The organism is Shimia sp. FJ5 (genome assembly GCF_032918335.1).
Lineage (GTDB): Bacteria > Pseudomonadota > Alphaproteobacteria > Rhodobacterales > Rhodobacteraceae > Shimia > Shimia aestuarii_A.
Map to the genome: position 1 here is coordinate 103,301 of NZ_JAWJUV010000001.1, position 20,923 is coordinate 124,223.

General features: G+C 62.7%; 21 protein-coding genes. 4 read left to right on the top strand and 17 right to left on the bottom strand.

What is annotated here, in order from left to right; all coding sequences use genetic code 11:
- Window positions 1-153: 153 nt before the first annotated feature.
- A complete protein-coding gene (locus R1W01_RS00585) occupies window positions 154-795 on the top strand; it encodes an NAD(P)-dependent oxidoreductase (protein WP_297756522.1) in 642 nt (213 codons plus the stop codon).
- Here the strand turns inward: R1W01_RS00585 and R1W01_RS00590 are convergent.
- On the bottom strand, window positions 773-1,486 hold the full coding sequence (locus tag R1W01_RS00590; RefSeq protein ID WP_243611446.1) for an NYN domain-containing protein: 714 nt from the start codon (window positions 1,484-1,486) through the stop codon (window positions 773-775). The genes R1W01_RS00585 and R1W01_RS00590 overlap by 23 nt on opposite strands.
- Window positions 1,487-1,559: 73 nt before the next feature.
- A complete protein-coding gene (locus R1W01_RS00595) occupies window positions 1,560-2,696 on the bottom strand; it encodes an S-(hydroxymethyl)glutathione dehydrogenase/class III alcohol dehydrogenase (RefSeq protein ID WP_243611445.1) in 1,137 nt (378 codons plus the stop codon).
- A gap of 333 nt (window positions 2,697-3,029) precedes the next feature.
- Between R1W01_RS00595 and R1W01_RS00600 the strand changes: the two genes are divergently transcribed.
- Complete coding sequence (locus R1W01_RS00600; RefSeq protein ID WP_297756521.1) at window positions 3,030-3,371, top strand: DUF2794 domain-containing protein; 342 nt, start codon at window positions 3,030-3,032, stop codon at window positions 3,369-3,371.
- 85 nt (window positions 3,372-3,456) lie between these two features.
- Here R1W01_RS00600 and R1W01_RS00605 read toward each other — a convergent pair whose 3' ends face one another.
- The 3 genes from R1W01_RS00605 to R1W01_RS00615 all read right to left on the bottom strand — a co-directional run bounded on the left by R1W01_RS00605 (window position 3,457) and on the right by R1W01_RS00615 (window position 6,074).
- Complete coding sequence (locus R1W01_RS00605) at window positions 3,457-4,239, bottom strand: NlpC/P60 family protein (protein WP_297756520.1); 783 nt, start codon at window positions 4,237-4,239, stop codon at window positions 3,457-3,459.
- Window positions 4,236-5,618 (bottom strand): leucyl aminopeptidase family protein, encoded by a 1,383-nt coding sequence (locus tag R1W01_RS00610; RefSeq protein ID WP_297756519.1) that lies wholly within the window; start codon window positions 5,616-5,618, stop codon window positions 4,236-4,238. The genes R1W01_RS00605 and R1W01_RS00610 overlap by 4 nt, the downstream gene beginning before the upstream one ends.
- Window positions 5,619-5,696: 78 nt before the next feature.
- A complete protein-coding gene (locus R1W01_RS00615) occupies window positions 5,697-6,074 on the bottom strand; it encodes a hypothetical protein (RefSeq protein ID WP_243611441.1) in 378 nt (125 codons plus the stop codon).
- 148 nt (window positions 6,075-6,222) lie between these two features.
- On the opposite strand from R1W01_RS00615, the gene R1W01_RS00620 reads away from it, so the two are divergent.
- Window positions 6,223-6,873: a carbonic anhydrase gene (locus R1W01_RS00620; RefSeq protein WP_243611440.1), complete on the top strand. Its 651-nt coding sequence runs from the start codon at window positions 6,223-6,225 to the stop codon at window positions 6,871-6,873.
- Between the two features lie 13 nt (window positions 6,874-6,886).
- Here the strand turns inward: R1W01_RS00620 and R1W01_RS00625 are convergent, their stop codons facing one another.
- The 10 genes from R1W01_RS00625 to R1W01_RS00670 all read right to left on the bottom strand — a co-directional run bounded on the left by R1W01_RS00625 (window position 6,887) and on the right by R1W01_RS00670 (window position 17,288).
- Entirely contained in the window at window positions 6,887-7,207 is a 321-nt protein-coding gene (locus tag R1W01_RS00625; RefSeq protein ID WP_297756518.1) for a hypothetical protein, read from the bottom strand.
- Between the two features lie 205 nt (window positions 7,208-7,412).
- A complete protein-coding gene (locus R1W01_RS00630; RefSeq protein WP_243611438.1) occupies window positions 7,413-8,435 on the bottom strand; it encodes an aspartate-semialdehyde dehydrogenase in 1,023 nt (340 codons plus the stop codon).
- 110 nt (window positions 8,436-8,545) lie between these two features.
- Window positions 8,546-9,562 (bottom strand): glycosyltransferase family 4 protein, encoded by a 1,017-nt coding sequence (locus tag R1W01_RS00635; protein WP_297756517.1) that lies wholly within the window; start codon window positions 9,560-9,562, stop codon window positions 8,546-8,548.
- A 9-nt stretch (window positions 9,563-9,571) separates the two neighbouring features.
- Window positions 9,572-10,744 carry an MFS transporter gene (locus tag R1W01_RS00640; RefSeq protein WP_297756516.1) on the bottom strand — a complete coding sequence of 391 codons (1,173 nt, stop codon included), beginning with the start codon at window positions 10,742-10,744 and terminating at the stop codon, window positions 9,572-9,574.
- Window positions 10,745-10,875: 131 nt separating this feature from the next.
- A complete protein-coding gene (locus tag R1W01_RS00645) occupies window positions 10,876-11,934 on the bottom strand; it encodes a branched-chain amino acid ABC transporter permease (RefSeq protein WP_297756515.1) in 1,059 nt (352 codons plus the stop codon).
- Between the two features lie 10 nt (window positions 11,935-11,944).
- A complete protein-coding gene (locus tag R1W01_RS00650) occupies window positions 11,945-12,976 on the bottom strand; it encodes a branched-chain amino acid ABC transporter permease (RefSeq protein WP_243611434.1) in 1,032 nt (343 codons plus the stop codon).
- A gap of 46 nt (window positions 12,977-13,022) precedes the next feature.
- Window positions 13,023-13,748 carry an ABC transporter ATP-binding protein gene (locus tag R1W01_RS00655; protein ID WP_297756514.1) on the bottom strand — a complete coding sequence of 242 codons (726 nt, stop codon included), beginning with the start codon at window positions 13,746-13,748 and terminating at the stop codon, window positions 13,023-13,025.
- Complete coding sequence (locus R1W01_RS00660) at window positions 13,741-14,505, bottom strand: ABC transporter ATP-binding protein (protein WP_243611432.1); 765 nt, start codon at window positions 14,503-14,505, stop codon at window positions 13,741-13,743. Before R1W01_RS00660 ends, R1W01_RS00655 begins: the two co-directional genes overlap by 8 nt.
- Window positions 14,506-14,581: 76 nt before the next feature.
- Entirely contained in the window at window positions 14,582-15,757 is a 1,176-nt protein-coding gene (locus tag R1W01_RS00665; RefSeq protein WP_243611431.1) for a substrate-binding domain-containing protein, read from the bottom strand.
- A gap of 118 nt (window positions 15,758-15,875) precedes the next feature.
- On the bottom strand, window positions 15,876-17,288 hold the full coding sequence (locus tag R1W01_RS00670) for a pyridoxal phosphate-dependent decarboxylase family protein (protein ID WP_317275009.1): 1,413 nt from the start codon (window positions 17,286-17,288) through the stop codon (window positions 15,876-15,878).
- A 118-nt stretch (window positions 17,289-17,406) separates the two neighbouring features.
- Here R1W01_RS00670 and hpaR point away from each other — a divergent pair, with 118 nt between their 5' ends.
- Window positions 17,407-17,865 carry a homoprotocatechuate degradation operon regulator HpaR gene (gene hpaR, locus R1W01_RS00675; RefSeq protein ID WP_243611429.1) on the top strand — a complete coding sequence of 153 codons (459 nt, stop codon included), beginning with the start codon at window positions 17,407-17,409 and terminating at the stop codon, window positions 17,863-17,865.
- Between the two features lie 25 nt (window positions 17,866-17,890).
- Here hpaR and R1W01_RS00680 read toward each other — a convergent pair whose 3' ends face one another.
- Both R1W01_RS00680 and paaZ read right to left on the bottom strand, forming a co-directional pair.
- Complete coding sequence (locus R1W01_RS00680; RefSeq protein ID WP_317275010.1) at window positions 17,891-18,754, bottom strand: PaaX family transcriptional regulator C-terminal domain-containing protein; 864 nt, start codon at window positions 18,752-18,754, stop codon at window positions 17,891-17,893.
- A gap of 36 nt (window positions 18,755-18,790) precedes the next feature.
- Window positions 18,791-20,821: a phenylacetic acid degradation bifunctional protein PaaZ gene (paaZ, locus tag R1W01_RS00685; RefSeq protein ID WP_297756511.1), complete on the bottom strand. Its 2,031-nt coding sequence runs from the start codon at window positions 20,819-20,821 to the stop codon at window positions 18,791-18,793.
- Window positions 20,822-20,923: the final 102 nt, after the last annotated feature.

The window sequence follows — 20,923 nt, forward strand, 5'->3', positions numbered from 1 at the left end:
CGGTCTCAGTCTTCTATTTGCGTATGCTAGGCAACAGATTTTCGAAATTTACTGTCGAAATCCGTATGTATTACGGTTTCGCTTGAAAGAGCAATGCGGCGCGGGGCCGGAGCATGGGCCGGACCCGCCACCAGAGAAAAGATCGGAACAGATATGAAGCTTGTCATTCTTGGCGCCAATGGGCGCACGGGGCGTCTTGTCTTGCGGCGGGCGTTGGACGAGGGAGCAGAGGTGACGGCGGTCGTGCGCTCCGTCGCCAAATGGCCGCGAGAGACGGACCCGAGGCTTAGCGTCGTGATCGGAGACCCGTGCGATGCGCGGTTCCTGCGGAAAGTTCTGCACGGGCAGGACGCGGTGATCTCGACCCTTGGGGGACGCAGCCCGACACGCAAGGCGGCGTCGGTCTATCCAGACTCGGCAGAGGCGATTGCAGAGGCGGCATGGGACGCCGGGGTCAGGAAGGTGGCTGTGACCTCGACCGCCCTTCTTTTCCCGGCGCGCGGATTGGCGGACCGGATTCTTGGTCTCATCGCGCGGCCGGTTGTTCTCGCGGCGCGCAAGATGGAGCGGACGCTGTTTTCCACGGGCCTTGACGTGGTGGTGGCGCGCTGTGGGTTCCTGACGGATGCGGAGACCTCGGTCTATCGCGCGAAACACGATGCGCTGCCTGAAAAGGGGCGGTCGGTTGCGCGTAAGGCGCTTGCGCATTTCCTTGTCGATAGCGTTTGCCGCGGATGGGCCGGGCATGACGTTGTTGGGGTTTCGGGCCCGATCAGTCGACGCGCCGCACCATGAGTTGATTGCCGGTCTTGCGGGTCTCGAAGCGCTTGAGGCTTTTCACGAGGTCCGAGAGTTTCTTGTGCCCGTAGGAACGGGTGTCGAAATCGGAATGTTCGGCGGTGATATATTGGCCAAGGGGGCCGAGCGCATACCATTCATCGTCCTGTTCGATCTTCTCCATCGCAGAGAGGATGAGCGGGATCGCCTCGGTCACCGGACGTTTGCCGGATTTCGCGGGGGCGCCGGATTTCTCGGGCGTGGGTTCATCGACGATATTCTCGATCAGGATAAAGCGATTGCAGACATTGCGGAGCGATTCCGGGGTCTTGCCTTCGCCGATGCCGATCACGTCGAGCCCCTGTTCGCGGATGCGGTTGGCGAGCGCGGTAAAGTCGCTATCGGAGGAGACCAGCACGAAACCGTCGAAACGCCCGGTGTGCAGGATGTCCATCGCGTCGATCACGAGGCCGATGTCCGAGGCGTTCTTGCCTTTGGTGTTGGCCGATTCCTGATGCGCGACAAGCCCGTGTTCGCGCACCGTCTCGGCCCAGCCGCGAAGCTGGCCGGAGGACCAGTCGCCATAGACCCGGCGCAGGGCGGGTTCGCCCACGGAGGTGATCTCCTTCAGGATCGGCCCGGCGTATTTCGCGGGGATGTTGTCGGCGTCGATCAGAACGGCATAAAGCGGGCGGTCACGGTTGGGCATGGAAGTCCTTGCAACAAAGAAGGGCGCGCCAAGATCAGCGCGCCCTGTTCGGTCGAGTATATGGTCTCGGGCCTTAGAATTCCACCACGGCGCGGATGGATTTGCCCTCGTGCATGAGGTCGAAGCCGTGGTTGATCTCGTCCAGCGTGAGCTTGTGTGTGATCATCGGGTCGATCTCGATTTTGCCGTCCATGTACCAATCGACGAATTTCGGCACGTCGGTGCGGCCCTTGGCGCCGCCGAAGGCCGTGCCTTTCCAGACGCGGCCCGTGACGAGTTGGAATGGGCGGGTGGAAATCTCGGCGCCCGCCGGGGCGACACCGATGATGACCGACACACCCCAGCCGCGATGCGAGCATTCGAGCGCATCGCGCATGACCTGCACGTTGCCTGTCGCGTCGAAGGAATAGTCGACGCCGCCGAATTGGTCTTTGTCGGTCTTGGTCAGTTCGATGATCGCTTCGGTGACGGATTGGCCCTCGGGGAGTTTGGAGGGGTTCACGAAATCAGTCATGCCGAACTTGCGTGCCATCTCGGCCTTGTCGTCGTTGAGGTCGACGCCGATGATCTTGTCTGCGCCCGCCATGCGCAGGCCTTGGATCACGTTGAGACCGATGCCGCCAAGCCCGAAGACCGCCGCCGAGGAGCCGATCTCGACGCCTGCGGTATTGATGACCGCGCCAATACCCGTCGTCACGCCGCAGCCGATATAGCAGATCTTGTCGAAGGGCGCGTCATCGCGAACCTTGGCGAGCGCGATCTCGGGCATCACGGTGTGGTTGGCGAAGGTCGAGCAGCCCATGTAGTGATAGATCGGGGTGCCATCGAGCATGGAAAAGCGCGTTGTGCCATCGGGCATGAGACCCTGGCCTTGGGTGCCACGAATGGCGGTGCAGAGGTTGGTCTTGCCAGACAAGCACGCATGACATTCGCGGCATTCCGGCGTGTAGAGCGGAATCACGTGATCGCCGGGTTTCAGCGTGGTGACGCCTTCACCGACTTCAAGAACGATGCCGGCCCCTTCGTGGCCGAGGATCGAGGGGAAAAGCCCCTCGGGGTCGGCGCCGGAGCGGGTAAATTCATCCGTGTGGCAAAGGCCGGTGGCCTTGACCTCGATCAGCACCTCGCCGGCCTTCGGGCCTTCGAGGTTCACGTCCATGATTTCAAGCGGTTTTCCAGCCTCAAGGGCGACGGCGGCACGGGTGCGCATGGGGGAGTCCTCCTGTTACTTTCGGGGAGAGTAGAGGCAGGTGCCGTGGCCGTGCAAGGGGAAGCGCGTCGTCCTGCGGACCATTTGCGGCACGAGGCGCGAGACCGGCAGGCAGGCTATGGTGAAAAGAGGCGGAAATAGGCCCTCCGACGACACAGACTGGGTGGGGGCAAATGCGCTGCGTCGCCGGAGGTAGCGTTATCTTTCGCTATGATGCCAATATTGCCCCGGCCTTGGGCAGTAAGAGGGAAAGCCGGTGACCTTTTGCAGAAGAATTTGAGGCGAAACGGGGGCGGGGTTGATTTTTCCTCCAAGCGGCGCAACTCTGGGGATATGAACGCGCCCCCAACCTCGCCATTTGCCGCAGTCGCCCCGACGCAGGTCTCTTTTCACCGCACGGAGCTCAATGTCATCCTGTCGCTCTATGGGCGCATGGTCGCGGCCGGGGAATGGCGCGACTACGGGATTTCGAACCTGCGCGATGTCGCGGTCTTTTCTGTGTTTCGCCGCACGGCTGAGCATCCGCTCTACCAGATCGAGAAACGCCCGAAGCTGCGCGCCAAACAGGGGATGTACGCCGTGATCGGCATGGATGGACAGATCCTCAAACGCGGACATGATCTCAAGACCGTGCTCAGAGTGCTCGAGCGGAAATTGATCCGCGCGGTCGAGTAGCACAGCCTCAGCCGCCCTTGCGGGCGACCTCGGAGATTTCATGCCTCCGGCGGGGATATTTTCAGCAAGAGAAAGAGACGGGCGCTCAGAGGCGTCTATGCGCGGTGACCGGGCCGTCGCCTTGGGACGCGATCCGTGCAATCGCGGCGTCGATGCCCTCAACGGCCACGGCCATGGCATGGGCGTTGGCGTGGATCAGGGTTTTCGGGGTCAGCACCAGAGCGACATGGCCTTTCCAGAAGAGGAGGTCGTTGCGCAGATAGGGCGTGCCGTCAGGAAGCGCCTCACCCAGATCTGCGGCTTGCAGATCGCTATCGCCGGGGCAGGGATGGCCACAGGCGAGGAAGGCGGCCTGAACGAGGCCGGAGCAGTCAATGCCGAAGCGGGAATTGCCCCCCCAGAGGTAAGGCGTGCCGATGAACCTCTCGGCGACCGCGGCGGGGTCGGTTTCGAGGCTGTCGATGGGGCGCAGGTGTTGCGCCGGGATGTGGCCGTATTCTGTTTCGCAGAAATCGCCCGAGGTGGCGATGACGGCGACGCGGCTTGCGAAGCTGAGCGAAAGGCGGTCGGGGGATTTAAGGTCCGGCTCGGCATAGGCATGGCTCGCGGGTGCCGAGATCTTGTGCGTTGGCTGGCTCTCAGGGCCGAGCGCGGCAGCATTGACGAAGCCGTGGTAGCCATCCTTCTCTGCTCGGATATGGGCGGTGTCCTCGCGTTGTCCGAGGATCGTGACGGCCTCGCCCATGAGGAGCTGGCGATCCCGGGGGCCGTGGGGACGCGCGAGAAGGTCCACCACGGGCAGGCAGATGCGCGCCGGCGTCTCGCCTGTGGCCCAGTCCGGGTTCGGTGTCAGGCGACGATCGCTCACAGGTTCAAGAGCCCGGGCAGCGCGCCGAGAAGGGCGCGCGCGCCCATGCCCGTGCCGCCTTTGGATCGGGCCGGCGCCGGGGTCGGGTTCCAGCCGTAGATGTCGAAATGGGTATAGCGCGGGTTGCTGGTGAACCGGCGCAGAAAGAGCGCAGCGGTGATCGAGCCCGCAAACCCGCCGGAGGGCGCGTTGTCGAGATCGGCGATGCCGGGTTCGATCATTTTTTCGTAAGGTTCCCAGAAGGGCATGCGCCAGACCGGATCGGAGACCTCGGAGGTAACCGAGGACAGGGCGGCGGCGAGGGCGTCGTCATCGGTATAGAAAGGCGAGAGGTCCGGGCCGACAGCAACGCGCGCCGCGCCGGTCAGCGTCGCCATGGAGAGCAGGAGATCGGGATCGTCCTCGTCCGCCAAGGTCAGGGCATCGGCGAGGACAAGGCGGCCTTCGGCGTCGGTATTGTTGATCTCGACGGTCAGACCCTTGCGCGACGTCAGGATGTCACCGGGGCGGAAGGCGTTGCCGGAGACGGCGTTTTCGACCGCCGGGATCAGGACACGGAGGCGCAGGGGCAGGTTGAGGGCCATGATCATGCGCGCAAGACCAAGCACCGTGGCCGCGCCGCCCATGTCCTTTTTCATCAGCGCCATGGAATTGCCGGGCTTGAGGTTGAGACCGCCCGTGTCAAAACAGACCCCTTTGCCGACAAGCGTCAGTTGCGGGCCGGATGTGCCCCAGCGCATGTCGATCAGGCGCGGCGCAGCCGTCGCGGCGCGACCGACGGCATGGATCATCGGCAGGTTGTTGGCCAGAAGCGCGTCGCCTGTTGTCACCGTGAGTGTCGCGTCAAAGGCCGTGGCGAGGTCACGGCAGGCCGCCTCGAGCGCATCGGGGCCCATGTCGGAGGCGGGTGTGTTGATGAGGTCGCGGGTCAGCGCCTCGGCATTGGCGATGGCCTCGATCCGGGCGGCGTCGAGGCCTTCGGGGCAGACCAACGCGGCGCCGACGCCGGGTTGCGAGGTGTAACGGTCAAAGCGATAGCCCGTCAGAAGCCAACCCAGCGCTTCGGTCTCGAGATCGCCAGCCGGGAGCGGCGTGGCGAGATGGTAGGTGCCTTTGGGCAAGGAGGCGGCAGCCGCAGCAAGCGGGAAGCGGCCACGCGCGCGCGCCCGCGCATCGCCAAATCCGGCCACGGCCATCACCGGGGCGCCATCCGGGCCGGGCAGGAGAGCGGATTTGCCGATGCCCGGTTTGAAATCACCCGCCGCGAGCCAGGCTTGATGAGCCGGGGTTTGTGCCGCGCACCAGCCGTCATAGCCGTCGCTATCAACGAGGTGCAGAGGCAGGGCGTCCTCACTGTCGGGGGCAAAACTCAGGGGCATGATAGGCCTTTCGCGTCGATCCTGTTTGCCCGTAGCCTAGCGCGCCGGGGCGGACCTGCAAGCGGGAAGGCGCGTCGCTCAGCGTGGCAGGCCCTGAAGATCGCAGATTTCGCGCAAGGAGCCTTCGCCGATCCGCAAGAGGCGCGCGGTGGTTGCCGCGGTGGCCACGGTGTCGCATGATTCGAGACAGGCCAGCACATCGTCGGCCACCATCGTCAAGGTATCGAGGCCGATCTGGTCGCTGATGCCGATGAGCGATCGGGTGCAGCGCGTCATCTCATCCAGAGCGGCGCTGGCATGCGTGCGCGCGATGTGTTCGAGGCGTACCGCCGCCTCCTCAATTGCGCGGGTCAGGATCGAGCGCGTTGTCTCTTCTCCCAACTGGCGATTCAGTTGATGGACCCGGTCATGATTGACATAGACCGGTTCCCGCATTTTCAGAACGGATACGTGCATTTCTCTCACCCACAATCAGCCCCCACGGCAAATAGCAGGATGCGGGGCAAACCCTTCCCAAAAGGTTTCCCTGAAACGCGTTTTTCTCTCGAAATCTGCGCAAATTGCGCTTATTTCCATTCGAACGCTGAGATTGACAGGAGATCAGATGAAACACGCAAAGCCTTTGCCGTCTTACCTTGTGCAACGCTATCAGGGTTGGAAAGCGACGACTTATTCCGACAACAAGTCGTGGTACCGCCACCTCGGAATCCTCGGGCAACACCCGCGGGCGATGATCATCTCCTGTTGCGATAGCCGGGTCCATGTCACGTCGATCTTCGGAGCGGATCAGGGAGAGTTCTTTATCCACCGCAACATCGCCAATCTCGTGCCGCCCTATGAGCCGGATGGCAACCGCCACGGGACCTCGGCGGCGATCGAATACGCGGTGACGGCGCTTCAGGTGGCGCATCTGATTGTGCTTGGCCATTCAAAATGTGGCGGGGTGCAGGGCTGCATCGATATGTGCGAAGGCAATGCCCCGGCGCTTGAAGCCAAGGAGAGCTTTGTCGGGCGGTGGATGGACACGCTGCGCCCGAGCTATGAGAAGGTCGCCGGGATCAAGGACCAAGCCGAGAAGTCGCGGGCCTTTGAGAAGGAAGCGGTGCTTGTATCGCTTGAGAACCTGATGAGCTTTCCCTTTGTGCAAGACCGCGTGGCGAGCGGCGACCTGACGCTACATGGGCTTTGGCACAATATCGCGGAAGGCGGTCTTGAGGCTTATGACCCGGAGATGGGAGCCTTTCTCGAGGTTTAAGCCAGTTGCCGGCTTATGCGTCAGCGAAACGACGTTCGAGCGCGTAGGCCGACACGCCCAAAGCCTCAAGGGTGCAGATCTCGACACGGCTGTGGCAATCCCGCAGGACAATCCCGGCATTGCTCTTGGCGAGGTAGAACCCCTTTTGCGCGAGGCGTCGCTTCAATCCGTTGAGGGAATTTGACGCGTCGAACTCGGGCAGAAGGCTGGCGCGGAGCCACACGCGGGTTTCGGTATCCATGCGCCGTGCGATACGGGCGCTGGCCCATGCTGATTGTTGGCTCTCGTCGTCTACCACAGGCGTTGCGCTGGCGATTGTCATCTCTTGGTACATGGCTTTGGTCCTCTCGGCGGGTTCCGCTATGTCCCGAGAGGTAGCGCAGAGAGATGGCCTTTTCGCGCCCCGAAAACGGATATGCGGTGTCCCGAGCGGAGTGACTCATATCCGAAAGCGTAGGGTTCGTTCCTGTGAGGCAGGCGGCAAGAGAAAGGGGCGCCACGCATGACGCCCCCTTCAAAACAGAAATGGTTGGCTTGGATCAGCCCTTTTTGAGGACTTCGCGGCCGAGCGTTTCGGCGATTTGCACCGCGTTCAACGCGGCACCCTTGCGCAGGTTGTCGGAGACACACCAAAGGTTGATGCCGTTGTCGATGGTCGAATCCTGACGGATGCGCGAGATGAAGGTGGCGAAATCGCCGACGCATTCCTTGGGCGTCACGTAGCCGCCGTCTTCGCGCTTGTCGATGACCATGATGCCCGGCGCTTCGCGCAGGATATCGCGGGCTTCGTCCTCGTCGAGGAACTCTTCGAATTCGATATTCACGGCTTCGGAGTGGCCCACAAAGACCGGGACGCGCACGCAGGTTGCGGTCACCTTGATCGCCGGGTCGATGATCTTCTTGGTTTCGGCGACCATCTTCCATTCTTCCTTGGTCGAGCCGTCTTCCATGAAGACGTCGATATGGGGAATGACGTTGAAGGCGATGTCTTTCGGGTAGACCTTGCGCTCATAATCGTCGGTCGGATTGTAGGCGGCCTTGGTTTGGTCCCAGAGCTCGTCGATGGCGTCCTTGCCCGAGCCGGAGACCGATTGATAGGTCGAGACCACGACGCGCTTGATCTTGGCGCGGTCATGCAGCGGCTTCAGCGCGACAACCATCTGCGCGGTCGAGCAGTTGGGGTTGGCGATGATGTTCTTCTTGGAATAGCCGTGGATCGCATCGGCGTTACATTCCGGCACGATGAGCGGCACGTCCGGGTCGTAGCGGTAGAGCGACGAGTTGTCGATCACCACACAGCCCGCCGCAGCGGCGATGGGGGCGTATTTCTTGGTCGCGTCAGAGCCGATCGCGAACAGCGCCATGTCCCACCCCGAGAAATCGAACTGTTCGATGTCTTGGGTTTTGAGGGTTTTGTCGCCGAACGTGACCTCGGTGCCGAGCGAACGGCGGCTAGCAAGTGCGGCGATTTCATCCACCGGGAACTGGCGCTCGGCCAGAATGTTCAGCATTTCGCGGCCCACATTGCCCGTGGCGCCTGCGACGACGACGCGATAACCCATTGTGTCTCTCCAAAGTTTCAGACGCGCCCTCATACCGTCGATTCCCCAAAGAAAAAAGGGCAAAGCGCGCCTTTTTCGTGATGGGGGTCATTTCGGGGCGCGATGAGCGGCTAGGTGTCGTTCAGCAGATCGCGATAGAGCGCCACGAGGGCGTCGGCCTCTCGGTTGAGGCCGAACTCGGCGATGACACGGGTGCGCCCGGCGCGCCCCATGGCCGGGAGATCACGCGCCAGCATGGTTGAGATAGCCCCGGTCAGGGCGTCGGTCTCGTCCTTGGGCACGATCATGCCGCAGTCCTGTGAGACGAAATCGGCGAAGGCGCCGACATTCGTTGCCACAACGGGCACGCCAGAGGAAAGCGCCTCGAGCGGGGTCAGCCCGAATCCCTCGAGGAGCGAGGGCGCAACATAGAGCGAGAGCGCGCGGTAGGCGGCGGGCATCGCGGGAAGGGGTAGTTCGTCCTTGAACAGGATGCGATCTTCGAGCCCGGCGTCGCGGATACGGGATTTGAGCGTTTCGCCATAGTCGGCATTGTCGGGGGTTATCCGGCCCATGATGACGGCGCTGAACTCCGGGTGATCCGGAAGGAGGCGGCACATGGCTTCGACGAAATGATGCGTGCCTTTCATTGGCCGGACACGGCCGAAACAGCCGATGAGCTTTTGGCCGCCGGTGCCATAGTCATGTGGCGTACCGGGGGCGAAATGCGTCGTGTCGACACCGTGGGGGATGATCTCGCACGGGCCGGGCATCACCTCGGCATTGACGGGGGTTGTCGCGACGAGCGCGTCGCAGCGCCGGGCCATCCAGTTGGTCAACCTGCCACGTTTGCGCGGCGAGGATGAGGTAAAGACAAGGCGCAGGCGCATCAGGCCAAGGCCGCGCAAGAAGATGCCGAGCAGGAGTTCGTTATTGCGCCGGGCGTGCCAGACGCGCAGGCGGCGCTTGAGGAAAGGGAGTTGCCAGAGTGGGACGGCGGGCAGGCCTGGCGGAAGGCCGGTGCCCGTTGTGACAATGCCGATCTTACGCGCCTGCAGGGGGACGAGCGCGATCACCGTGGCCGTCACGCCCGAGAGGCGGCGGTTCAGGTTGGGCGCGATCACGGCGATGTCCTTTGGCGCGGTCATGGGGTGGCCTTAGTCGGTGCGGTCCTGAGACAAGAGATAGACCGCAAGCCCTGCGACAAGCAATGCACCGAAGAGGAGGAAGAGCGTCTGGTAGGCGAGAGCGGGATCGGTTGCGGAGAGGGACGTGTGCAGGCGGCCTGAGGCGAATTGCATGATCCCGACACCGCCGATGCCAAAGAGGTTCATCAGTGTGACGCCGCGCCCGGTGAGGTGAGAGGGGAAGAAGCTCCGGGCGTGGGCGATGATGACCGGGAAAGACGCCCCGAAAAAGCCGATCGCGGCCATGAGGACGACCGAGAGCCAGACCGAGGCCGACAGCGCGAAGGCGAGCCAGAAAAGCGCAATGGCCGCGATCAGATTGCCACCGAAGACGACCCATTTGCGGGTCTTGAACAGGCGGTCTGCCGGGCCATAGGCGAGGGTTCCTGCGATCATCGCCAAGCCCATGACGAGGGAGGCTGTGCCGATCTGGCCGGTGGAAAGGGCGAAGGTGTCCGACAGATACGGCCCAATCCAGAGGCCGCGAATACCGGCCGCGGCCATGTAGTTCACGAACATGACCGGGAAAATGAACCAAAGGGCGCGGATCTTTAGCAAATCTAGGAGCGAGCCTTTCTGGGCCGCGGCGTCGCGTTCGGGATCGCGGATCAGGATGTAGAGCCCGATGGCCGTCAGCGCCGATAGCGCGGCAAGCCCCACCAGCGACAGCCGCCAGCCGATGAGTTCGGACGCAAGCGCCATCGGATAGGAGGCGACGAGGTTGCCGACGGTGCCGACCCCGAGCATCAGCGCGGCAAGCGTCGCAAACCGGGCAGGGGGGTAGGAGGTTGCGAAAATGTAATAGGAGGCCATGAGAACGGGGGAGCAGCCGACCCCGATCAGACCCATGGCGAGGGTGACATGGGCAGGCGTTGTCGCGACCGAAAAAAGGAGCGCGCCGCCGCCCCCGCCCACAAGCAGGAGCGAGGCCGCGGTGCGGCGCGGGCCGATCTTGTCGAGCGCGGCGCCTACGGGAACCTGCATTGCGGCGAAGACGAGGAACCAGATGCCGGAGGCAAAGGCAAGGTCTTCGGGCGTAGTGCCAATATCGGCTTCCAGTGCCTTGGTCAGAACCGCCAGGAAGGCACGGAAAAACTGGCTCAGCACATAGGCGAAGCACAACAGGATCAGGTCTGGGCGCATGCGGGTTTCCTCCTGCGCAGGACATGATCCCATGGCGCGGGGAAAGGCAAGGGGGAGGGGGCGTTGCCCCCTCTTGGGCCGCTGGCCCAATTCACCCCCAAGGTGTTTTCACCAAAAAGAAATCCTGGATGTTATTTGCTGCTGCGCAAGCGTCCGACGATCCCGGTCGGGAAGAAATAGACCGAGAGAATGAACAGCACACCGAGCCATAGGAGCCAGCGGTCGGCATTGAGCAGATCGGGCAGGATCGGCAGCCCCTGAAGCGCGTCGGCGGCGGTGCCCATGAGATTCTGGAGGTAGTTCTGGGCGAGGATAAAGATCGTCGCGCCGATCACCGCGCCATACATGGTGCCCATGCCGCCGATCACCACCATCAGGAGGATATCGATCATGATCTCCATCGAGAGCGATGTATCTGGGCCGACATAGCGCAGCCAGATCGCGTAGAGCGCCCCAGCCAGAGCGGCGATGGCGGCCGAGAGGCAGGTCGCGGCGACGCGGTAGTGCACCACCCGATAGCCGATCGCTTCGGCACGGAAATCGTTCTCGCGGATGGCGAGGAGGACGCGGCCAAAGGGCGAATGCACGATGCGCAGCATCACCAGGAACAGCACCAGAGAGCCGCCGAAGATCAGGTAGTATTTCAGTAGCTTGCCGTTCATCTTGACCCCGAAAAGCTCGCCATCGGCGAATTTGAAGGCGGGGCCAAGCTCGCGGGGGATCTTGTAGGAGAGGCCATCTTCGCCGCCCGTGAGGCCCGAGAGCTGGGACACGAGGACCGCGACGGCGGAGGCGACGGCAAGGGTAATCATCGCAAAGAAGATTGCCCGCACCCGGAGCGAAAACAGGCCAATGATGAAGGCGAGGATCGCAGCGAGGAGCGCGCCGGAGACCGCGCCGACAAAAAGCGCGTCGAAGCCGCGCCCCATATGCGTCGAGGCGAGCGCCACGCCATAGGCGCCGAGGCCGAAGAACATGGTGTGGGCGAAGCTTACGATTCCGCCATAGCCGAGCATCAGGTCATAGGAGGCGACCAGCACGATAAAGACACAGATCCTTGCGGCGGTGTCGATGGATCGCACACCCGGAAACAGGAACGGTGCAAAGGCGAGGCCGATGAGGATCGCGATGAGGATCACCGCGAGGACGGGGCTTCGGGGCATGTCGCCGGAGAGGAGTTTGGTCAGCATTTGTCTTTCCTCACTTCGCCTTGACCACGGGGATCATGCCCATGGGACGCCACATCAGGATCGCGACCATCAGGCCGATATTGGAGATCAGCGCCACTTTTGGCTCGAGGAAGGCCACGTAGTTTTGCAACAGACCCACGAGGAGCGCGCCGATGAAGCAGCCCTCGACCGAGCCAAGGCCGCCGATGATCACCACGATGAAGATCAGGATCATGGATTGGTTGCCCATATGGGCGGTGATGACTTCCTGGTAGAGTCCCCAGAGGACACCGCCGAGACCAGCCAGTGCAGAGCCTGCGAGAAAGACGCCGATAAAGACGAGACGCAGGCGATAGCCGAGCGCCTCGACCATCTCGCCGTTCTCGACGCCAGCCCGCACGATCAGGCCGATCTTGGTGCGGCGCAGGATCCAGCGCATGGCGAGGAAGACGACCGCGCCGATGCCTACGGCGACGAGGCGGTATTTCTCGAGCGCGGCACCGAAGAAGGTCACGGCGCCTTTGAGGGCTTCGGGGCGGGTGATGTAGATTTCTTCCGGCCCCCAGAAGACGATGATGAGCTGTTCCACGACGATCAGCCCGCCCATGGTCACGAGGATCTGTTTGAGGTGGTGGCCGTAGACGGGTTTGACGATCACCTTTTCAAAGGCCCAGCCCATGAGGGCCGTGGCTGCCATGGCCCCGATGATGGCGACCATCATGGCGGTGAGGTTGAGGGCCAGAGAGGGGGCGCCTGTCATGTTCTCCAAGAGGAGCAGGAAAGAGACCCCAACGAAGGCCCCGACCGAGACAAAGGCACCGTGGCCGAAGTTGATCACGTCCATGAGGCCGAAGACCAGGGTCAGGCCGGAGGCCATGATGAAGATCATCATGCCCATAGCGAGGCCGGACACTGTCAGCGTGAGCCAGCTCGAGGTCGAGGGAATGGCGATGAGACCGAGCAGCATCAGCACCACCACCAACAAGACGGGAGCGTATGGTGCGAGGCGCTGCGAGAGGCTCGCGGCGGCCATGGTCGGGGTGTGATCGGGGGCGGCGCTCATGGGCGTGGCTCCTGTCGGTTGAATGCGAGGGGACGGAACGCAGGGATCATTGGTGCGCCTCCAGGCTGAGGCCCATGAGGCGTTCCTGAAGTTCGGCATCTGTCGCGAGTTGTTTCATCTCGCCGGACCATGTCATGCGGCCGTCGTCCATTACGTTGGCGCTGTCGCCCAGGGCGCGGGCGACCGAGAAATTTTGTTCCACGAGAAGGATCGATGCGCCTTGGTCTTTCAACTCGCGCAGGGCGCGGGCCATGGTCGAGATGATCGCGGGCGCGAGGCCCTTGGTCGGCTCGTCGATGAGGTAGAGACGGCGCTCTTCGATCATCGCGCGGGCGATGGTGAGCATCTGTTTCTGACCACCCGAGAGCGTGCCTGCGTCCTTCTTCCAGAAGGTCTTGAGCGCGGGAAAGACAGAGAACAACCAATCCAATCGTGCGCTGTCGATGGGACCGGAGACGGCGGCGAGGACCATGTTTTCCTCGACCGTGAGGTCCGAGAAAATACCCATGTCCTCGGGTACGAAGCCAATGCCAAGCCGCGCGATGGCGGGGGTCGGCAGGCGCGAGATGTCTTCACCGTCAAAGAGGATTTCGCCCGCGTGGTTGCGCCAGTGGCCGATGATCGTGCGCAGCGTCGTTGTCTTGCCGACGCCATTGCGCCCGAGGAGCATCGTCACCTGTCCGCGCGGAACAACTAGGTCGACGCCTTGCAGGATATGATACTGGGCGATGTTGGTCTTGACGCCCGAGAGTTTGAGGATCGGGTCAGACATCGGTCAGCTCCTTGCCCATATAGGCCTCTTGTACCACGTCGGAGGCGATCACTTCGGCGGGGTCGCCATCGGCGGCGAGGGCGCCGTTGTGCAGAACGATGATGCGGTCGGCGAGGGTGCGGATCACGTCCATCTTGTGTTCGACAAGGAGGATGGAGCGGTCTTTGCGGTGTTTCAACTCGGCGATAAGGTCGAGGACCACAGGGGCCTCGTCGACACTCATCCCGGCGGTGGGTTCGTCGAACATGTAGACAAGAGGGTCGAGCGCAATCAGGAGCGCGACTTCGAGTTTGCGTTGGTCGCCATGCGAGAGTTCGGAGACGATCTGGTCGGCCTGGTCGCGCAGGCGGACGCGCTCGACGATCTCGAGGGCGGGAATGGTGAGGTCATCGTGGCTCGAGGCCATGGAGAACATGTTGAAACCACGCCCGGCCTTGGATTGGATCACGAGGCGGACGTTTTCCAGAACATTGAGGTTCGGGAAGAGGTTCGTGAGCTGGAAGGCCCGGCCGATGCCGTGGTGGGTGCGCTGGGCGACGGACATGCGCGAGATGTCGCGTCCATTGAGCGTCACCGAACCCTGACTCGCCGGGATCTGGCCCGAGATCAGGTTGAAATAGGTGGTCTTGCCTGCGCCGTTCGGGCCAACGATTGCCGTCAGTTCACCGGTATTGAAGCGGCAGGAGATGCGATCCACCGCCACGTGGCCGCCAAAGCGCACGGTCAGGTCGCGGGTTTCGAGAATGGGATGGGACATGGGGCTTGGTTTCCGCGTGCGGGAAAAGAACAGCCCGGCGGCGAGGGATGCCGCCGGGCCATGATGGTGTCAGGATTTACTGGTTGCGGATCGGGATCGGCAGTTCGTCGATGGTCAGTTCCTTGACCAGCTCCGGGATCGCCCATTCCACATCGTCATCCACGCGGATCTTGAAGTGATACATGGATTGCATCGCCTGATGGTCCTCGGCGCGGAATTTCATGGTGCCCTTCGGGGTCTCCCATTCCATGCCTTCCATGGCCGAGATCAGGTCTTCGGTATCCGTGCCGCCCGCTTTCTTGATCGCTTCGACCGCTGCAAGGCCTGCGGCCATGCCACCTGCGGTAAAGAAATCCGGCGGGGAGTCAAAACGCTCGAAATGCGTCTTCACGAGCCAGTCGTTGATCGGGTTTTGCGGGATCTCATAGTAGTAGTAGGTCGCGCCTTCCATGCCGGGGAAGTCCTTGTAGGCCTTCATCGCGGCGAGGATGTTGCCCCCGGTTGCGATCTCGATGCCAAAGCGGGACGGGTCCATCGCATTGATCTTGCCCATCGGGTTGCCGCCACCGGCCCAGATGATGAAGAGTTTTTTCGGCCCGTCGAGATCCTTCATGGCGTTGAAGATACGCTCGGCTGCGGCGGTGAAGTCGGTGGTGTCGGTGGGCGCGTATTCTTCGTGCGTCACCGAGGAACCGACGCTTTCAAGCGCTTCCTTGAACGCGGCGATGCCGTCGCGGCCAAAGGCATAATCCTGCGCCAGCGTGGCGATATGTGCGCCGCCGCTGCTCAGGGCGATGGCGTTGGAGACGGCGTCTTGCGACGAGTTGCGGCCCGTGCGGAAGATGTAGCGGTTCCAGTTGTCACCAGTGATCGAGTCGGCCACCGCGGGCTCGACGATCAGGATCTTCTCGTATTCCTCGGCCACGGGCAGCATGGCGAGGGCCACGCCCGAGCTTACCGGACCGATGGCGAGATCGACCTCGTCATCGCCATAGGCCTCTTCGAGGAGCGCCTTGCCGTTGTCGGGCTTCAGCTGGGTGTCTTTTTCGATCACGACGATCTTTTCGCCGTTGATCTCCATGGTGCCGCCGGTCGCGTATTCGAGACCGAGCATGAGACCGTCATGGCTTTGTTTGGCGTAGGCCTCATAGGGGCCGGTCTTGCCATAGACATGAGCGATCTTGATATCGGCAAAGGCCGCGCTGGTCATGGCAAGCGCCGAGACCATGCCGCCGAGCAGCATCTTCTTCATTTGATTTCCTCCCTTATGCCGGGGCCGGATTTGGCCCTTTATGCATTGTCAAAACAGTAGGAGGCAGGGGGCTAATCGGTCAATTGAGTGAAAATACCTATATCGGATATGCGTCCTTTCAGGCCATGTTGCGCGCGATCTCACAGATGACGTCAAAGGCCGTGTCGATATCCTCTTTCGTGGCGTCGACCTGACCTGCCTGAAAGCGGATCACAAGGGCGCCGCCAACGCGTGTCTGGGTCAGGTAAATGCGTCCGTCATCGTTGATCGCATCGACGAGCCGTTGGTTCAGTGCGTCAAGGTCGCCCGCGCCCTTGGGGGCATAGCGGAAGGTGAAGAGCGACAGGACAGGCGCGGTCACGATCTCGAAATCGGGTTCGGCGGCGAGGCGGGCGTGAAGCTCTTCGGCCCATGTCACATGGTTGCGGATCATCACCTGCAACCCTTCGAGACCGTATGTGCGCAGCACGAACCAGATCTTCAGCGCCCGAAAACGGCGTCCTAGCGGCACAGACCATTCCGAGTAGTTGATAATCCCGTCATGGCCGTGGGTCTTGAGGTATTCCGGCTTGATCGCCAGCGTGCGCACGAGGTCTTCGGGATTGCGGACGAAATGCGCGGAGCAGTCGAACTGCATCCCGAGCCATTTATGTGGGTTGAAGACGACCGAATCCGCCTTGTCGACCCCGTTCCAAAGTGTGCGGAACTCGGGGCAGATCATAGCCGCCCCGGCCCAAGCGGCGTCGACATGGGTATAGAGATCGTATTTTGCGGCCACATCGCAGGTCGCGGAAATGTCGTCGCAAGCGCCGGTGCCTGTGCCGCCGACACAGGCGATGATGCCGGCAGGTTTGAGACCAGCGGCAATGTCCTCGGCAATGGCGGCGTCGAGCGCGGCGACGTCCATGGCGCGGGTTGGGCCGGTGGTTGGGATGCGGCGTAGGTTGGCGGCCCCGATGCCGGAAATCCAGATCGCGCGGTCGATCGAGGTATGGACTTCGTCCGAGCAATAGACCCGGAGTGTGTCGAGACCCGCGAGGCCCGTCTCATTGCCTTGCCAGCCGAGGGCGCGTTCGCGCATCGTCAGCACGGCGGCGAGTGTTGCGGTCGAGGCGCTGTCCTGAATGACGCCGGTGAAATGCGGCGCGAGGCCGATCCCGTCGCGCAGCCATTCGAGCATGCGGGTTTCCATCTCAGTCGCCGCTGGAGAGGTTTGCCAGAGCATGCATTGCGGTGCGATCACCGTTGCGAGGTAATCGGCGAGCATCGAGGGCGGGGTCGCGTTCGCGGGGAAATAGGCAAAGAAGCGGGGGTGCTGCCAATGGGTCAGGCCGGGCATGACGATGCGTTCGAAATCGGCAAAGACCTCTTCCATCGCGCCGCCTTTCTGCGGCGGGGTTGCGGGGAGCTGGGCGAGGATGTCGCCGGGGGCGACCTGAGCCCGCACGGGCCGGTCGCGCAGCGTCTCGTGATACTGGCGCGCCCAGTCGGAAATCCGGGCGCCCCAGGTGGCAAATTCGCTCCATTTCATCACTGCTCTCCTGTCTTTGCGACCTATTGCGCCCGATAGGTGCGGCTCTTGCGCGCGCTCGGGGGCGGATTGGTCGCTTTTTGTTGCCCTCTGAGGGGTTGCGGTGCATGAATATCGCATGACGACGACACAATCCAAGACCCTTACAAACCGGTCTTTGCCCATTGCCCTTCTGCGCGCCCGCGAGCGCGTTATGATGCCGATCCGCGGGATGCTGGCCGATGCCGGGGTGACAGAACAGCAATGGCGGGTGTTGCGTGTGCTTGACGAGGAAGGGCCGCTCGATCCGACGACCATCGCCTCGCGAGCTGTGCTATTGCTCCCGAGCCTGACGCGAATCCTGCAGAAGCTTGAGGAAAAAGGCCTCGTGTCACGTCGGCGGGATGATCATGATCGGCGTCGACAGGTGATCGACATCACAGTGGATGGCCGCAATATCATCGACGCGAACATGGCGACGAGCCGCCGCATCCTCACCGATATGCGCGAGCGTCTTGGGGCGGAGCGTCATGAAATCCTGATCGAGCTTCTGGCCGAGTTGACCGAACTTGATCTTGAAAAAGACCACGGCGCCTGATCCGAGCCATTTTCCCAGACATGCCTTAGCCGTTTCTTTGCGTCTCTTCCAAGCGATCGAGCGCAGGGCGCGGTAGGGCTGCGAGCGCGGTCATGACCTTGTCGCGACAGGCTGCGCCGCGCCAATGCGCCGGGAAGAACATCGCGGGGAGGTCAGGATGTGCGAGCAAGGCGCGGCGCCAATTGTGCACGATCACCACTCGCAAGATCGCTGTCTCCAATGGTGAGATCTGCGCCGCCTTGGTGATCTGCGGAAGTGCAGCGTCGAGGGCCGTTTCCAGCGCTTGGTAGGCGGCGGTGAGGTCGGGCGGGCCGATCTTGTCGCGGAGCCAGTCCGGCACCTGTTGCGGTAGGCCTTCGATCACGAGGAAGTCGGGGGCGTCCGAGGGGGCGGCGCCGCGCGCGAGGTAGGCGCCGGGCGCGACCGGGACGTAGCCGCGACCGCGCCAGACCCTCTCGGCCTCGCTTCGTTGCGCGGCGGGGCCGGGTTCGCCAAGCAAGAGGTGCCATGGGCCAGCCTCCTCGGCGTGGTGGGTTTCGGCATAGATGCGCGGGCTGGCGGCGTCGCTTTCGGTCAGCCCGTGAGCGGTCAGGCTATAGCGGCTCGTGCGGCCCTGACGTTCGGAGGTAATCCAGCCGTCATTGCGCAACCGATGAAGCGCGACGCGCACGGCCTCGGGCTTGATCCCCATAGGCTCGGTCAGGCGAGACAGAAGCGAGCCGCTGATGCGGTCGCCGGGGCGACGTGCCAGATCGCCAAAGATCGTTACCAAGATGGACCAGACCATCTGGTTGCGGTTGTAGGTCAGGATATCGAGGCTCTTGTCGAACCATGTCTCGGAACTGTCGCGCATGGGTGGATTATACTTGGCGCGAAAGGGTTTGGCCATGCGGCACCCTCTCGCGCGAGGGTGCCGCAGGCGGGATCAATAGGCGTTCATGGTCAGGAGTTCATACTCCGCGACCTTCTCGTCGTCCTGATCGGTGAGGGTGACGTGCCAGCGCACCTCGCCATACTCGTCATTGCGGCGGGTCTTCTTCTTGACCGTGAGGCGAACCTTGATCGCATCGCCCGCCGAAACGGGCTTCATGAAGCGCAGGTTGTCGAGGCCGGTATTGGCGAGGACCGGGCCTTCGTTCGGCTCTACAAAGAGACCGGCGGCGAAGGACAGGAGCAGGTAGCCATGCGCCACGCGGCCCGGGAAGAACGGGTTGCGCTTGGCCGCGTCTTCGTCGGTATGGGCGTAGAAGGTATCGCCGGTGAACTCGGCGAAATGCTCAATGTCTTCGAGGCTGACGGTGCGCGGATCGGTGTGGATCGTCTCGCCAATGGAGAGGTCGTGGAAGCGGCGGGTGAAGGGATGGGCCTCGGCCTTGATCTCCTGCGCCTCTGGCACCCAGACGTCGGCAATGGCCGAGAGGATATCGGGAGAGCCTTGGATGGCGGTGCGTTGCATGTAGTGCATCACGCCACGCACGCCGCCCATTTCCTCGCCACCACCGGCGCGACCGGGGCCGCCATGCACCATATGCGGCAGGGGCGAGCCGTGACCCGTCGATTCCTTCATCGAGTCGCGGTTGTTGAAATAGAGGCGGCCGTGGAACGCCCCTGCGCCAAGGGCGACTTCGCGGGCGACGGTCGGATCATGGGTGATCACAGAGGCGACAAGCGAGCCTTCGCCGCGATTGGCCAGTGCGATGGCGTGGTCGAGATCACGGTAGCCCATCACGGTCGAGACCGGGCCGAAGGCTTCGGTGTTGTGGACGTGGCGGGCATTGTCGGGGTCGGCACAGTGGAACAGCATCGGCGGCAGGAAGGCGCCTGCCTCTGCGTCTGCGCCTTCGACGGCAAAGTTCTCGGGGTCGCCATAGACGCGCTCGGCGTCCTCGGCGATCAGGGCGGCCTTGGCGAGAACGTCCTGTTTCTGGTCGAGCGAGACCAGCGCGCCCATGCGGGTCGATTCGAGGCGGGGATCGCCGATGGTGGTCTTGGCGAGGCGCGCGGAAAGGGCTTCGATCACGGCGGGGACGGTATTTTCCGGCGCGATGATACGGCGAATGGCGGTGCATTTCTGCCCGGCTTTGGCAGTCATTTCGCGCTGGACCTCTTTCACGAAAAGATCGAATTCCGGCGTGCCAGGAGCGGCGTCGGGGCCGAGGATCGAGGCATTGAGGCTATCCTGCTCTGCAACGAAACGGACCGAGTTCTCAAGGATATGCGGGTTCTGACGCAGTTTGAGGGCGGTGTCAGCGGAGCCGGTAAAGCTCACCACATCCTGACAGGTTAGGCGGTCGAGCATGTCGCCGAGGCCACCCGTCACCAGTTGCAGCGCGCCGTCGGGCAGGATGCCCGAATCGAGCATCAGCTTCACCGCAAGTTCGGTCACGTAGCAGGAATTGGTCGCCGGTTTCACGATCGCCGGAACGCCCGCGAGAATCGTCGGGGCGAGTTTCTCGAGCATCCCCCAGACTGGGAAGTTGAAGGCGTTGATATGCACCGCGACGCCATGCAGGGGGGTGCAGATATGCTGGCCAAGGAAAGTGCCGTTGCGCGAAAGCTGTTCCACGTCGCCATCGACATAGACCTGTCCGTCAGGCATTTCGCGGCGCCCCTTGGAGGCGAAGACGAAGAGCGTGCCGATGCCGCCGTCGATGTCGATCAGGTGATCGCTCTGGGTTGCGCCGGTGTTGAAGGAGAGGTCATAGAGCGCTTGTTTATGCGCACCGAGATGGGCCGCGAGGGCCTTGAGCATGCGGGCGCGGTCGTGAAACCCGAGCGCACGCAGGGCGGGGCCGCCGACGTTGCGGGCATGGTCGAGCATGGCCTGCACGTCGAGCGCGTCATTGCCCGCAGAAGCAAAGGGCGCGCCTGTGATGGCGCTGTGAATGGTGCGCGCACCAGAGCCGGGGGCAATCCATTGCCCGGCGGCAAAGCTCGAAATCTGTTCGATGGTCATCGTCTTTCTCCTCCAGAAAGGCCGGTGTGAGTGGTTGATGCTATTTATTGACCAACCGTTCGGTTTATGCAAGATGAGTCGCAGATCATCGTTTTGGGAGGA

Excerpts from the sequence above, each read along its gene's own strand:
- R1W01_RS00625 (WP_297756518.1), bottom strand. The coding sequence starts at position 7,207 with ATGTACCAAGAGATGACAATCGCCAGCGCAACGCCTGTGGTAGACGAC.
- R1W01_RS00590 (WP_243611446.1), bottom strand. The coding sequence starts at position 1,486 with ATGCCCAACCGTGACCGCCCGCTTTATGCCGTTCTGATCGACGCCGAC.
- R1W01_RS00630 (WP_243611438.1), bottom strand. The coding sequence starts at position 8,435 with ATGGGTTATCGCGTCGTCGTCGCAGGCGCCACGGGCAATGTGGGCCGC.
- R1W01_RS00635 (WP_297756517.1), bottom strand. The coding sequence starts at position 9,562 with ATGACCGCGCCAAAGGACATCGCCGTGATCGCGCCCAACCTGAACCGC.
- R1W01_RS00595 (WP_243611445.1), bottom strand. The coding sequence starts at position 2,696 with ATGCGCACCCGTGCCGCCGTCGCCCTTGAGGCTGGAAAACCGCTTGAA.
- R1W01_RS00645 (WP_297756515.1), bottom strand. The coding sequence starts at position 11,934 with ATGCTGACCAAACTCCTCTCCGGCGACATGCCCCGAAGCCCCGTCCTC.
- R1W01_RS00665 (WP_243611431.1), bottom strand. The coding sequence starts at position 15,757 with ATGAAGAAGATGCTGCTCGGCGGCATGGTCTCGGCGCTTGCCATGACC.
- R1W01_RS00650 (WP_243611434.1), bottom strand. The coding sequence starts at position 12,976 with ATGAGCGCCGCCCCCGATCACACCCCGACCATGGCCGCCGCGAGCCTC.
- R1W01_RS00660 (WP_243611432.1), bottom strand. The coding sequence starts at position 14,505 with ATGTCCCATCCCATTCTCGAAACCCGCGACCTGACCGTGCGCTTTGGC.
- R1W01_RS00615 (WP_243611441.1), bottom strand. The coding sequence starts at position 6,074 with ATGCACGTATCCGTTCTGAAAATGCGGGAACCGGTCTATGTCAATCAT.
- R1W01_RS00670 (WP_317275009.1), bottom strand. The coding sequence starts at position 17,288 with ATGAAATGGAGCGAATTTGCCACCTGGGGCGCCCGGATTTCCGACTGG.
- R1W01_RS00620 (WP_243611440.1), top strand. The coding sequence starts at position 6,223 with ATGAAACACGCAAAGCCTTTGCCGTCTTACCTTGTGCAACGCTATCAG.
- hpaR (WP_243611429.1), top strand. The coding sequence starts at position 17,407 with ATGACGACGACACAATCCAAGACCCTTACAAACCGGTCTTTGCCCATT.
- R1W01_RS00610 (WP_297756519.1), bottom strand. The coding sequence starts at position 5,618 with ATGCCCCTGAGTTTTGCCCCCGACAGTGAGGACGCCCTGCCTCTGCAC.
- R1W01_RS00600 (WP_297756521.1), top strand. The coding sequence starts at position 3,030 with ATGAACGCGCCCCCAACCTCGCCATTTGCCGCAGTCGCCCCGACGCAG.
- R1W01_RS00640 (WP_297756516.1), bottom strand. The coding sequence starts at position 10,744 with ATGCGCCCAGACCTGATCCTGTTGTGCTTCGCCTATGTGCTGAGCCAG.
- paaZ (WP_297756511.1), bottom strand. The coding sequence starts at position 20,821 with ATGACCATCGAACAGATTTCGAGCTTTGCCGCCGGGCAATGGATTGCC.
- R1W01_RS00680 (WP_317275010.1), bottom strand. The coding sequence starts at position 18,754 with ATGGCCAAACCCTTTCGCGCCAAGTATAATCCACCCATGCGCGACAGT.
- R1W01_RS00585 (WP_297756522.1), top strand. The coding sequence starts at position 154 with ATGAAGCTTGTCATTCTTGGCGCCAATGGGCGCACGGGGCGTCTTGTC.
- R1W01_RS00655 (WP_297756514.1), bottom strand. The coding sequence starts at position 13,748 with ATGTCTGACCCGATCCTCAAACTCTCGGGCGTCAAGACCAACATCGCC.